14 protein-coding genes are annotated in these 12855 nt (G+C 68.5%); 5 read left to right on the top strand and 9 right to left on the bottom strand.

The features are described 5' to 3' along the window. Positions 1-29: 29 nt before the first annotated feature. Positions 30-1127, bottom strand: a complete 1098-nt coding sequence (locus tag EV651_RS06605) for a hypothetical protein (RefSeq protein WP_133783045.1) — start codon at positions 1125-1127, stop codon at positions 30-32. Between the two features lie 444 nt (positions 1128-1571). On the opposite strand from EV651_RS06605, the gene EV651_RS06600 reads away from it, so the two are divergent. The 3 genes from EV651_RS06600 to EV651_RS06590 all read left to right on the top strand — a co-directional run bounded on the left by EV651_RS06600 (position 1572) and on the right by EV651_RS06590 (position 3780). Continuing rightward, positions 1572-1889, top strand: coding sequence for a hypothetical protein (locus EV651_RS06600; RefSeq protein WP_133783043.1), 318 nt, complete (start codon positions 1572-1574; stop codon positions 1887-1889). A gap of 293 nt (positions 1890-2182) precedes the next feature. Beyond that, on the top strand, positions 2183-2770 hold the full coding sequence (locus EV651_RS06595) for a copper resistance CopC family protein (RefSeq protein WP_133783041.1): 588 nt from the start codon (positions 2183-2185) through the stop codon (positions 2768-2770). 2 nt (positions 2771-2772) lie between these two features. Further along, positions 2773-3780, top strand: a complete 1008-nt coding sequence (locus EV651_RS06590; protein ID WP_133783039.1) for a copper resistance D family protein — start codon at positions 2773-2775, stop codon at positions 3778-3780. Between the two features lie 86 nt (positions 3781-3866). Here EV651_RS06590 and EV651_RS06585 read toward each other — a convergent pair whose 3' ends face one another. Beyond that, positions 3867-5330, bottom strand: coding sequence for an MFS transporter (locus EV651_RS06585; RefSeq protein ID WP_133783037.1), 1464 nt, complete (start codon positions 5328-5330; stop codon positions 3867-3869). Positions 5331-5448: 118 nt separating this feature from the next. On the opposite strand from EV651_RS06585, the gene EV651_RS06580 reads away from it, so the two are divergent. Together EV651_RS06580 and EV651_RS06575 are read left to right on the top strand one after the other, a co-directional pair. Further along, on the top strand, positions 5449-5910 hold the full coding sequence (locus EV651_RS06580; protein ID WP_133783035.1) for a MarR family winged helix-turn-helix transcriptional regulator: 462 nt from the start codon (positions 5449-5451) through the stop codon (positions 5908-5910). A 31-nt stretch (positions 5911-5941) separates the two neighbouring features. Then, positions 5942-7156: a phosphotransferase family protein gene (locus tag EV651_RS06575; protein ID WP_133783033.1), complete on the top strand. Its 1215-nt coding sequence runs from the start codon at positions 5942-5944 to the stop codon at positions 7154-7156. On the opposite strand, the gene EV651_RS06570 is transcribed toward EV651_RS06575, so the two are convergent. From EV651_RS06570 to EV651_RS06540, 7 genes are all read right to left on the bottom strand, one after another. Continuing rightward, a complete protein-coding gene (locus EV651_RS06570; RefSeq protein WP_133783031.1) occupies positions 7136-7882 on the bottom strand; it encodes a hypothetical protein in 747 nt (248 codons plus the stop codon). The genes EV651_RS06575 and EV651_RS06570 overlap by 21 nt on opposite strands. Before the next feature lie 67 nt (positions 7883-7949). Further along, positions 7950-8753, bottom strand: a complete 804-nt coding sequence (locus tag EV651_RS06565) for a hypothetical protein (RefSeq protein WP_133783029.1) — start codon at positions 8751-8753, stop codon at positions 7950-7952. Between the two features lie 51 nt (positions 8754-8804). Beyond that, positions 8805-8993 (bottom strand): hypothetical protein, encoded by a 189-nt coding sequence (locus EV651_RS06560; protein WP_133783027.1) that lies wholly within the window; start codon positions 8991-8993, stop codon positions 8805-8807. Between the two features lie 76 nt (positions 8994-9069). Continuing rightward, positions 9070-10137, bottom strand: a complete 1068-nt coding sequence (locus EV651_RS06555) for a hypothetical protein (protein ID WP_133783025.1) — start codon at positions 10135-10137, stop codon at positions 9070-9072. A gap of 44 nt (positions 10138-10181) precedes the next feature. After that, positions 10182-10985: an ABC transporter permease gene (locus EV651_RS06550; protein WP_133783022.1), complete on the bottom strand. Its 804-nt coding sequence runs from the start codon at positions 10983-10985 to the stop codon at positions 10182-10184. Next, positions 10985-11767, bottom strand: coding sequence for an ABC transporter permease (locus EV651_RS06545; protein WP_133783020.1), 783 nt, complete (start codon positions 11765-11767; stop codon positions 10985-10987). Before EV651_RS06545 ends, EV651_RS06550 begins: the two co-directional genes overlap by 1 nt. A 120-nt stretch (positions 11768-11887) precedes the next feature. Further along, positions 11888-12835, bottom strand: a complete 948-nt coding sequence (locus tag EV651_RS06540) for an ABC transporter ATP-binding protein (RefSeq protein ID WP_133783018.1) — start codon at positions 12833-12835, stop codon at positions 11888-11890. Positions 12836-12855 lie beyond the last annotated feature (20 nt).

Here is a 12855-nt window from a genome sequence, read left to right as displayed (position 1 = left end):
GGTAACCCTCCAGGTGCGCGGGCGAGCGGTCAGTCGGAGGTGATCTGGGCGGTGCCGACGAGGACCTCTACGTCGAGGGCGGCGCGGCCGCGGCCGATTTCCACGTCCTTGGACTGGCCCGAGACGGCGCCGCTCCAGGTGACGCGGCCGAGCTGGGACTCGGTGTGAACGTGGACGTCGGAGCCGCGGCGGAGCGAGACCTGCGCCGTACCGGACTCGACACGGACGCGGGAGCGGCCCTTGGTGATCTGGGCGTCGAGGCTGGCGGAACCGGCCTGGACGAGTACGTCGATCGGGCCGTCGACGTCGGCGACCTTCGCCGTACCGGCGGTGACGCGGACCCGGGTCAGGCCGGGCAGCCGCTCGGCGTTCACACTGCCGCCGGTGACCTCGACCTCGACCTGGAGGTTCGGGTTGACGCGGATCGACAGCTCCTTGGCGAGGCCGTTGACGTGGGCCTTCAGGTCGGTGGGATTGCGTAGCATGCTGAAGCCGTCGATCGAGACGCCCATGTCGCCCTCACTGCTGATCGCGAGGGTGTCGCCGTCACGCTTGATCACGTGCGGGCCGTCGACCGCGACACCGTTCACGGCCGGCTCCCCGATCAGCCGGACCCGCCGCCCGATCGCGCGCACGGTCACCCGCTGCACCCCGGACGGAATCGGCACGTTGCTGTGCTCCTCCTCGACCGGCTCCGCATCGTCGACCACGTCGTCGACCACACTGTCCTGCACCACCGACGCCTCGCCAGCAGCCGGCTCAGCAACGGGCTCAGCAACAGGCTCAGCGGTCGGCTCGACTGCGGGTTCAGTGGTCGGCTCGACGGTGGGCTCAGTGGTGGGTGAGTCGACAACGTCCGCCCAGACGGTCGTGGACGGGACGTCGTCGCCCGACGGCCACGGCCACGGCGGCTTGCCCTCGGACCGTCCGCCGGCCTCGTCGGCAACCGGCTCCTGCGCGCCCGGCCCGTCAGTGGCCGTGTCAGCAGCAGTGCCGGCGGCCTCCGCGGCCGCGGTCGGCTTGAGGGCCGCGATCAGGGTGGTGGCCTCCTCGGTCGAGAGGTGCCCCTTGGCGACCCGGTCGAGGATGTCCTTGACCCGCCGGTCGTAGTCGCTCTGGTTGCTCATGCCCCCAGTCCAGCACCCCGACGGGCCGAAACCAATCGGGGAATCCCCCCAACCACCGCCCCCGCCACCCTGACCCCGGCTGACACCGCCCGCCGCGGGCGCGAGCGTGGCACCGCCTCGGGCGCCCGGAATTCTCTCACCAATTGCCCGCCAATTAGCTGTTCATGTGAGCTTGACGCGGCAGCATCCGTATCATTCCGTGGTCAAACAATCACAATTGCTTGCACTTGACGGCGGCCAATGAATACATTCACTTCAAGCGGAGCATTGAATGGCCGACACGCTTCGCCGCTACACATTTGCGGCCGGTCAACGGCGACCGGCGGCCGGCTTTCGGGGTCAGACAGTCGACCTGTTTGGCATGCCCACTGCGCGGCCAATTCCTTCAGCTGTGTCCGCCCCACCCTCCCGGGGCGGACACCACACTCCCGCAAGGAGATCGACATGCCCAACCTCAGGTCCCGCCTGATCACCGTCCCGCTGGCGAGCATCACACTGGCCCTCGGCGGCGCCGCACTGGCGGCCTCGACGGCGTCGGCCCACGAGCACCCGACCCCGGTCCAGAACGTCGGCGACGCGGTGCAGTACACCACCCACCAGCTCCAGATGCACGTGGACGAGGAGGCCCTGGGCCTCTACCCGGCGCTGCAGAACCCGCTCGGCTACACGAGCAGCCACGTCGTACCGGTCGGCGTGAACGTCGTGTCGCTGACCCTCAGCGGGCACACGTCGGTCGACGACGGCACGGGCCACGAGCACTGAGGTACCGAGCCTCGCGGCGGTCCGACTGACCGCCGTACCGGCACTGGCACCACGATCACCCGTGGCCGCGGAGACCGATCCGCGGCCACGGGTGATCCATATCTGGGGCGTTTCGCCCGGTACCCCGCACATCCTCACAACATCAATTTACCTATGTGAGGTTTCGGCAATATTTCCCGCGCCGCCGAATTTGTTACGAGCCAATTGCCGAATACATATCCGGGCGGCGCCAGATATTCCAGCGCGGTTGCGCGAATCCATTTCATGCCGATATTTCCGACAGGAGGATCCGGATGTTGAAGCCCTCGTCGACGTCCTGGCTCCGCACGCTGCGGCGGAGCTGTCCACCGATCCTGGCCACCCTCGCCATCACTTCTGCCCTCACCGTCGCGCCGGCCGTCCGGGCAAGCGCACACACCAAACTCACCGCCAGCACGCCGGCCAACGGCGCCCGGCTGTCCACCAGTCCGGCGCACGTCAGTTTCAGCTTCGACCAGTCCCTGCAACCGGTCCAGGCGTGGGACGCGGTCCTCGTCACCGGCCCGGACGGGTTCCATCACCCGGCGATGTCGCTCCGCGTCGCCGGGGACACGGTCCACGCCACCTGCGACCGGCTCGGCAAGGCCGGTACGTATCAGATCAGCTACCGCGTCATCTCCGGCGACGGTCACCCGATCGTCGGCCACATCACCGTCACGCTCGACCGACCGGACATCGGTACGCCGGTCGCCGCGACCATGGGCCTGCCCTCCGTCGGCGTCCCTGCCTGGGCCTGGATCCTCGAGCTCGCCATCGCTGCCTTCCTCCTGCACGGCTACCGGCGCTGGCGGTCCGAACTGGGCAGCGCACCGGTCCTCGTCCAGACCGTCCCGAGGGACTAGCGATGGACCTCGTCATCCCAGCCGTCAAGGCACGACGTCCGGTCGTCGTCGCGGTCATCGGCACGCTGAGCATGACCACTCTGGTCTGGGCGATCGTCGTGACCCGCCCAGCACCCGAGCCGGCCTTGAGCACGACCAGCCCCGGCATCCTCTACACCACTCCACTCGCTCGCTTCGTCACCAACGGAGCCGGGATCCTCGCGGCCGGCGCCGTACTACTGCTCCTCCTGCTCGGCCGCGACGGCAGGGACAGGTACGACGTCATTGCCGCGCGGGCCCGGATCGTCGGGATCGCGACCGGCCTCGCCTGGGTCACCGCCACCACGACGACGTGGTGGCTCCAGGCCGCGGCGATCTCGCGATCCGGGTCGAAGATGCCGTTCGCGGACCTGGCGTCGTACGCGATCCACGTGTCCTCCGGGTCGGCGCTCGCGCTGACCGTTCTCGCCGCGATCGGCCTCACCATCGCGGCGGTCAGACGCATGCCGGTGCGGGGGCTCGGGTTCGCACTGGCCGGACTCGTCGCCGTACCTGTCACCGGTCACGCGTCGCAGAGTGAGGCTCCTTGGCTCACCACACCCGCGATCACTGCGCACATGTGCGCGGTGAGTTTGTGGGTCGGAGGCCTCGCACTGGTGACAGTCCTTGTCGGAGGCAACCGCTCGGCGCTGGCGCTTGTCCTGCCACGGTTCTCAACCGTTGCCGGCGGCGCGATCGCCACCGTCGCCGTCACTGGCGTACTGCTCGCGGGACCGCGTCTGACCAAGGACCTGACACCAACCCCATCCGTACTACTACATGCGCTGGTGGAGACTCCGGCAGGCTGGCTGGTGATCGGCAAGCTGGTGGGCCTGATGATCCTCGCTGTGACCGGCGGAGCGATCAGACAGATCCTCCTGCCGGCCGTACGCCGCAAGGAGCCGGTTGCGCTCGCCACACTGGCGAGTGTCGAGCTCACAGTGATGGCCGTGACGATTGCAATCGCCACCGTTCTGGCCCGACCGCTCTGAACACAACAGCAGCGCGGGTCCCGAGAGTAGTCCGGGACCCGCGCTGCGTTCTCATATCCGAACAGCTCCAGCGGAGCTGGTTGTTGTCAGGCGGCCGGCGTCATCTCCTCCGCCGCCAGCTCGTCCTGTACGGCGGCCAACTCGGCAGCCTCTGCTTCTTCGGCGGCCCGACGGGCCCGCAGGCCGTAGAGACCGGTCAGTGCGATCACCAGGCCGAGGGCCGCGATCCCTGTCACGACGCCGAGGCCCGACTTGTACGCCGACAGCACGCCGCTGGATGCGGTGACGCCGACGGTCTGGCCGCTGATCACCGCGGTCACGATCGCGAGGACGACCGCGCCGCCCACCTGGTTGGAGGTGTTGAACAGCCCGGAGGCCAGACCCTGCTCGTGATCCGGGACCCCGGACACGGCCTGGATGTTCAGCGACGGGAACCCGATCGCGAACCCGAGACCGAGCAGCATGATGGTCGGGAACACGGTCGAGAAGTACGCCGACTCCGGACCGATCCGCAACGACAGCGCGTACCCGGCGACGAACAGCGCCATCGCGACGATGATCATCTTCTCCGTGCCCACCCGGTCGACGATCTTGCCGACGTTCGGGGACAGCGTGGCGACCAGCAGCCCGGCCGGGAGGAACCCGAGCGCGGTCTGGAACGACGACCAGCCCAGCAGGTTCTGCAGGTACATGGTGCCGATCAGCTGGAAGGCGACGTACGAACCGAAGACGGTCAGGATGGCCAGGTTCGCCCGCCGCAGCGAGGCGTTGCGCAGGATGCCGAGCCGGACCAGCGGGTGCTTGGTGCGCAGCTCGATCGCGACGAAGCCGGCCAGCAGGACGACGGCGAGCACGAACAGGCCGATGGTCTGCACCGAGACCCAGCCGGCGTGCTCGGCGCCGACGACCGCGTAGACCAGGGACAGCATGCCGGCGGTGACGGTGATCGCCCCCGGTACGTCGTACCCGCCGGCGGCGTTGTCCCGCGGGCTGTTCGGGATCAGCTTGATCGCGAACAGCAGCACGATCAGGGCGACCGGGCCGGGCATCAGGAAGGTCCAGCGCCAGCCGACCTCGGTCAGCGCGCCGCCGAGGATCAGGCCCATCGAGAAGCCGCTGGCGGCGCAGGTGGTGAAGATGCTGAGGGCGCGGTTGCGATCCGGGCCCTCGTGGAAGGTGGTGGTGATGATCGAGAGTGCGGCCGGGGCGGTGAACGCCGCGGCGACACCCTTCACGAACCGCGCGGCGATGAGCAGTTCGGGGTTGCTCGCCAGTGAGCTCAGCATCGAGACCAGGGCGAAGACCGCGAGGGCGATCAGGAAGACCCGGCGCCGGCCGAGCAGGTCGGCGGTCCGTCCGCCGAGCAGCAGCAGACCGCCGTACCCGAGCACGTAGCCGGTCACTACCCACTGGAGAGAGGCAAGGGAGACGCCCAGGTCGGCGCCGATGGACGGCAGGGACATGCCGACCATGGACACGTCCAGGCCGTCGAGGAAGATCACGCCGCAGACCACCAGGAGCGCTCCCCAGAGGCGCGCGTCCCAAGTCATGCGAGCTGGCGATGTGGTTTGCGTAGTCACGAGAAGAGACTATTGCATGCGTGTGCATCTAATGTCTAGGCATTAAATGCGCTTGCATTGAATGCGCATGCATGCTATGGTCGGCGACATGACCGTGACGAAGGTCAGCGCTGGACCTGGTGAGACCAGCGCCGATGTGCGCGAATGGCGCGAGCTGCTGGCTCGCCACGCCGACCTGACCTGCGCCCTCGACCGGGCACTGCAGGCCGGTCATGCACTCGGGATGAGTGAGTACGAGGTGCTCGAGCGGCTCGCGGAGCTGCCGGAGCACTCTGCGAAGGTGGCTACGATCGCCAAGTCCGTGCACCTCAGCCAGAGCGCGTTGTCCCGCGTGATCGGCCGCCTGGAGGTCGCCGGCCTGGTCGAGCGGCACATGTGCCCGGAGGACCGTCGCGCCGTGAACGTGCGGCTGACCGACGAAGGCCTCCGGCGCCAGACCGAGGCGCAGCCGACGCAGCGCCAGGTGCTGGCGCAGCGGCTGCACGCGCCGCTGGTGAAATCCTGCGAACCTGCACCGTCTGTGGACAGCGGGACGTTCCCGGTCAGTTAATGCAGTTGCACGGTTACATACGCTTCAGCACGTGAAGGTTACGGCTGTCGTAGTGCGCCCGTCCGACCAAGCGGTCCTGAGGCTGCCGTCGGGGCTCCCCGAGATCGAGCAATCGGACGACTTGTGGTTCCCCGATGTCGAGCCGGCACTGCGAGCACTGCGGGACCAGCACGGCATCGAGGCCGTCGTACTCACCTGCCTTTCCGCGGATCCGCTCACCTACCTGATGCTCCCGAGCGGTGAGCCGCCGGCCGATGCGCGCTGGGTGCACGACCACCCGGTGAGCTCGTCCGATCTGCCCGAGTGGACACGTCCGGAGTGGTACGGCGATGCGCCGCAGTGGATCGCTGAGCGTCTGAAGGCGACGGGCCCGTGGACCCAGGTGAAGTCGTGGGGCCTGTCGAACGTTCTGCGCATCCCGACCGCCGACGGCGACGTGTACTTCAAGGCGCTCTCGCACGCGTCGGCCGATCCGGACGCGTTGCCGTTCCTGTTCGCGAACGAGCCGCTGTTCCTACAGCGGGCCTCCACCGACCGTCCCGGCGCGGTGCCGGCGCCGCTGGCGATCGACGAGCAGCGGGCGTGGATGCTGCTGCCCGACCTCGGTACGCCGTTGGAGCGCGAGAGCGATGTGACAGTGTGGATCGATGCCGTGCGCAACCATGCCCGGTTGCAACTCAGCTATGTCACCGAACCCGAACGGCTGCTGGACTACAGCTGCGCGGACCGGCGGCTCGCCGTCCTCGATGCGGAGCTGGATCGCCTGCTCGAACCGAATTCGTTGACGGCACGGCTCGACCCGACCGAGCTGTCCCGGTTGCCGGAGCGCGCGAAGCAGTTGCGCGAGGCAATCGTCGAGCTGGCGGAGATCGGCGTACCGGAAACCTTGCTGCACGGTGATCTGCACCCGCGGAACCTGGCGGTACGCGACGGTCAGGTGCTCGCCTTCGACTGGACCGATGCGGCGCTCGCGCATCCCTTCCTGGACTTGGTGACGTTCGTGGAGAAGCAGACGCCGCTGTCGGGCGACCCCCGCGTGCTGGACGCGTATCTGCACGAGTGGGAGGAGTACGCCGCCCCGTCCGACTTGCGCCGTGCGCTCACGCTCGCCAAAGAACTCGGCGCGCTCTTCCAGACGATCACGTACCTCCACCTCGTCGACCACCTGACCGGCCCGAGCAAGACCTCCATGTTCCGCGGCGGCATCAGCTGGCTGCAGAGGTTGCTAGCGGTGCAGGATCGCTAGTTGGTTGTGGAGGCCGCGGCGGACGGGTGGGTCGAGGTAGCGGTCCCATTCCGGGTGCCGCTCGCCGCGAAGTTTCGCGTAGTGCGCGAGCGCTTCGGCAAGTGCGGCCTCGCGGAGGTATCCGCGTGCGAGCGGCTGCTTGCCGCGGCCGTTCGGCCGGGGCCGGCGCTCGTACGCCGCGTTCGCGGTGAAGATCCCGAGTCCGTAGAAGACCGTGATGAGGTCGGTGAGCGACTCGTGGTCGGGCCGGCGCGCGAGCGAGATCCGGCCGCTGCCGAGCAGCAGCTCGTGGCCGGCCTCATGAGCGTAGATCGCGATCAGCGCGACCGGGTCGGCCGTCAGCGCCGGCGCCAGCTGGATCTGGTTGCCGCCGTTCCCGCGGATCCAGCGCCCGGACTGTTCCTTCACCACCATGCTGTTGACCGAACGCCGTACGCCGTTCAGCTCGAAGCTCAGCCCGCACTGACCGGGACGAAGATCCATCCGCTCGGCGACCCGGTCGCACAGCTCGGTCGCGGCGGCCACGCTGCCGTCGTACCCGGCCGGGATCAGGTCGGCCGGCAGCGCGATCGGGCGCAGCAGGACCTCCCGGCCGAACTCGGCCACCAGCCAGTCCATCGACGTACGGATCCAGCGCCGGCTGCCGCCCGGCAACCGTTCGCGGGGCGCCTTCAGCTGGGAGCGCAACTGCTGACTTCGGCGGATCATTCCGATCGGATTCCTCACCCGCCGGATCATGCCTGTCCGCCGCCGCCGCAAACCTCTCGGTTCCGCTGCGTCACGCAGGTTGACATCAGGTCAGCGGTGCGCCCTCTTGGATCGAGGCGATCTCGGCGTCCTTCACCAGCGACGCGAGCCGGGCGAAGGTCCGGATCCGGACCGCACGGTCGACCTCGGCCGGCATCACCGGCAAGATCGATTCCGGAAACAACAGATGCCGCCGGAAGCAGTACGCCGCCAGCGCGTCGGAGGCACCGCGCTCCCCCAGGTACCCGAGCGTCTGCAGCGCCGAACGCCGTCCGGGGACCCGCTCGACCGCCTGAGTGGCGAGAAAGATCCCGAACCCGTGGAACACCGCGAACAGGTCGGTCAGCGCCTCGGCGTCCGGGCGGCTCCGGTCGATCAGGTGATACCCCCAGAGCACCTCGTGCCCGAGTTCATGGGCGGTGGCGGCGACCACAGCGGCCGGGTCGGCCAGACTGGTTGCCGACAGCATCACCGCGCTCCCCTCGAGGCCGCCGGTCCGCAGGTCCAGCCAGGCCGCCCGCGACCCGCTGCCGGCCGGCGAGGACCAGATCGCCTCGGCGCGGCGGCACAGCTCGGCCCGGCGGTCCAGGTCGGTCTCCTGGAGGATCGCCGTACTGCGTTTCACCTCGGCCTCCAGTTCGCGCTCGGCGAGTATGCCGATCTCGGGGGCGAACCCGGCCGCGGCCAGCGCGTCCACCTCGGCCGCCGTCATCGTTGCCCGCAGCCCCGAGATTGCGATCAGGTCGCTGCCCTGCTCGGCGTTCAGCCGGTGCACGGCCGCGCTACGGGCGGCGGCACGGACCTCTTCCATCCGGAAGCTGAACCGGATCCGGTCGTCGGGGACCTCCATCCACGCGCACACCTGCAGACAGAGTTCGCGTGCTGCGCGCTCGGAGCTGTCCTACCCGGCAGGCACGAACTCGCTGGGCAGCACCGGCCGCCGGCGCAGCGGCTCGACGCCGAACCGGCCGATCAGCCAGTCCAGCGAGTCCTCGATCCACTGCTCCGGCCCACCGGGCAGCAGGACCTTCGGCCCGTACAGCAGCTCTCGATGTCGTTGCCGGCGGCGCCAAGCACCGATCAGATTCATACCCGAACTGACGCGACCCACGGCAGGACCGTTCCACCATGAACGTTGCAGTTGGCCCGCAACGGTTTCGGTTGGATCACCACCCGAGTGCGGTCGGCGGCCCACCGATCAACTCCTCCAACCGGGCGAGGAACCTGGCGCGGGGTTCGGGGTCGAGAGCTTGATGCCACTCCGGGACGAGCGGCCCATCGCGGATGAGCCGGTGCTGCCGGAAGCGGTACACGGCAAGGGCTTCGGCAACGGCACGTTCACCGAGGTAGCCGAAGGTTTCCACGGTCGGTGTGCCGAGCGTGGTCTCGTCAAGCGCAGCGTTGGCGTGGGCGATCCCGAATCCCTGCAGTACGGCGTACAGGTCGGTCAGCGGCTCGCGGAGCGGACCGGCGGCACCGGGCAGGTCGGAGGACATGAGGACCTGATGGCCGAGTTCGTGCGACGCAGCCGCGATCAGCACAGTCGGGTCGGTGAGGATGTCGGAGCCGAGCATCACCGCGGTGTATCCGGGAAGCAGCTCGACACCCGGCAGGCAGTAAGTCAGGTCCGTCCAACGCCCGGCCGCCGACGCTTCGCTTCCGGCAGTCCCTGGGTCCGGACGATCCGGCTGCTGCTCCAGCTCGGCCTGCCGCGCCGGGTCCGGCTCGGCCGCGATCTCCCGGCAGCGAATCAGCTCGGTGAGGAAGTCGAGAAAAGCGAACCGCTGGATCTCGGGCAGCAGCCCGTCGTCCTCCAGCAGCTCTTCGAGCCGGTCGTCGGACGCGGCGCCGAGCAACCGCGAGTACTTCCGTACGGCGGCGATGTCCTCCGGTGCCGCGCCGCGGAGCGCGGGATGGGTCTGCGCGACGTACGCGTGGACGATCGTGGCGCCGAGCAACTGACCGGCCTCGACGACCTTCTCCAGCCGGAAGCTGAACCGGATCCGCTCGGACGGGATGCCCATCCGCTCACTCACCTTCAGGCACAGGTCGCGGGCAGCCGCCTCCGACCCGTCGTACCCGGCCGGCACGAAATCCCCCGGTACGACGGCCGGTGGCCGCAGCGCGTCGGTTCCGAAATGACCGATGAGCAACCGGAAGGATTCGTCGACCCACCGCACCGACCCACCGGGCAACTCGACGTTCGGCGCCCGCACCAGATCGCGGAAGGACATGTCCATGCCAGCTCGGACGGGTGCGTTGGCCTCTGCGGTTCCGCCTACTTCAGGAGGAGTTTGCCGAGGCGGCGGGAGGCGACATACATGCCGAAGGTGCCCATGGCGGCCAGGTAGAGGGCGTGGACGATGAGGAACCAGCTGACGTTGCCGGTGCTGAAGGCGCGTTCGAGTACGACGCCCTGGTAGAGCGGGGTGATCTCGACCAGCCAGCGGATCGCGCCGGGATAGGTCTCGACCGGGTAGAACGTGGCCGAGAACAGGAACATCGGCATGATCGCCAGCTGCACGAACTCGAAGTCCTGCCAGCTGCGCATGAACGTGGTCAGCGCCATCCCCGCGCCCGCGAACGCGAACCCGATCAGCACCGCGGCGGGCAGCGCGAGCAGCGCCCACCACGACGAGATCAGCCCCAGGATCAGCATCACCGCGATGAACATCGCCGAGTAGATGCCCCCGCGCAGCAGCGCCCAGGTCACCTCGCCGGTCGCGACGTCCCACGGCCGCAGCGGTGTCGCGAGCATCGAGTCGTAGAGCTTGGCGTACTTCATCCGGAAGAAGATGTTGTACGTCGAGTCGAAGATCGCACCGTTCATTGCGGAACTGGCGAGCATCGCCGGCGCGACGAACGCGGCGTACGCGATCTTCGTGCCGTCGGACAGGGTGAAGTCGCCGACCAGGTGGGCGACGCCGATGCCGATCGAGAGCAGGTAGAACACCGGCTCGAAGAAGCCGGACAGGAACACCACCCATGACCGCCGGTAGAGCAGGAAGTTCCGCTCGACGATGTGCCGCCCACCACCGAGCCGCACCGGAACCGGGACGACCCGGGCTGCAATAGTCGCCATCAGCCGATCAGTCTCTTCGTGAAGCCGCGGACGGCGAGGCGGGTGCCGACGAGGAACCAGGCCAGCAGGTAGGCGATGTTGCCGAGGGCCAGCAACGGGTTGACGGTGCCGAGACTGAGATTGCGGGACAGGTCGACCGCGTGCCACAGCGGACTCACGTACGCCAGCCACTCGATCCAGTCGGGCAGTTGCGAGACCGGGAAGAACGCCCCGGAGAACAGGAACGCCGGCACCACGCCGAACCGGAACACCATCGCGAAACCGGAGTCGTTGTCCAGGATCGTCGCGTACGCCGCGATCGGCCCGGCGACCGCCATCCCGACGAGCAGCGCGACCGGCAACCCGAGCACGCCGAGCGGTGACTTCAGCCCGCCGAACAGCGTGATGATGACCAGGAACACCGCGCACGAGGTGAACACCCGGAACGCGATGAAACCGAGCTGCCCGTAGACCACGTCCGCCGGCCGCAGCGGCGTCGCGATCATCGAGTGGTAGAACTTCTGCCACTTCAGCCCGCTCATCACCGGGTACGTCGCCTCGCCGACCGCGATCTGCAGCGCGGTGGACGCCAGCAGCCCCGGCGCGATGAACTGCAGGTAGCTGACCCCGCCGAGCGCGCCGGTCCCGTTGCTGTCCACGAACGACCCGAGCCCGATCCCCATCGCGGCCAGGTAGAGCATCGGCAGCAGGAAGCTGCTGATCATCGTGCCCTTCCAGGTCCGCTTGTAGACGGTCAACCAGTAGTCGAACATCCGCCGACCGTTCTCTACTGCACCGGTCATCGGGCCTCCCGTCCTGGACTGAGGAGCGGAGGGAGCGAAGCGACCGGAGCGACGAGGGAAGGACGGGAGTTACAGCCCGATGACCCGCCGCGACGGAGTCGCGGCATTAGTACTGCCATGTCAGTCCACCAGCGTCCGGCCGGTCAACCTCAAGAACACATCTTCCAAGGTGGAGCGGCGTACCAGGACGGCGGCCGGTTCGAGGCCGCGCTCGTGGACGGCGGCGACCGCGCGCTCACCGTCGTCGGTGTAGAGCAGCAGGCGGTCCGGCAGTACCTCGATGCGCTGGGCGAGGTCCTCGACCTTGCCGGCCAGCGCGTCGTGGTCGGCGAGCATCACGTCCGGACCGAACCGCAGCTCGGTCACCTCACGGGTCGAGTAGTCGCGGATCAGGTCGGTCGGGGATCCCTCGGCCGCGATCAGGCCGCCGTCCATCACCACGAGCCGGTCGCACAACTGCTCGGCCTCGTCCATGTAGTGCGTGGTGATGATCAGCGTGACCCCGGCCTGTTTGAGCCGGAACAGCTTGTCCCACAACAGGTGCCGGGCCTGCGGGTCGAGTCCGGTGGTCGGCTCGTCCAGCAGCAACAGGTCGGGTTTGCTGACCAAGGAGCGCGCGATGGTCAGCCGGCGCTTCATCCCGCCGGACAGCTCGTCGACCTTGACCTTCGCCTTCTCGGTCAGCGCGACGAACTCGAGCAGCTCGTCCGCGCGCTCGCGGCACTCGGCCCGGCTGAGACCGAAGTACCGCCCGTAGATCGTCAGGTTCTCCCGGACGGTGAGCTCGGTGTCGAGGGTGTCGTCCTGCGGGCAGACGCCGAGCCGCGCGCGGATCGACGGCCCGTCGGCAGCCGGGTCCATGCCGAGGATCTTCAGCGTGCCGCCGCTGATCGGTGAGACCGCGCCGATCATCCGCATCGTCGACGACTTGCCCGCACCGTTCGGCCCGAGGAACCCGAAGGCCTCACCCCGCCACACGTCCAGGTCGATGCCACGAACCGCCTCGAAGTCGCCGTACGACTTCCGCAGCCCGCGGACGTGAACCAAAGACTCCCGCTGCTCACTCACCTGACTGACACTAGACGGAC

Source organism: Kribbella sp. VKM Ac-2571, from assembly GCF_004362255.1.
GTDB lineage: Bacteria > Actinomycetota > Actinomycetes > Propionibacteriales > Kribbellaceae > Kribbella > Kribbella pratensis.
Note: the sequence above shows the minus strand (reverse complement) of the source record. Positions and strands in the feature narration are given on the sequence as shown.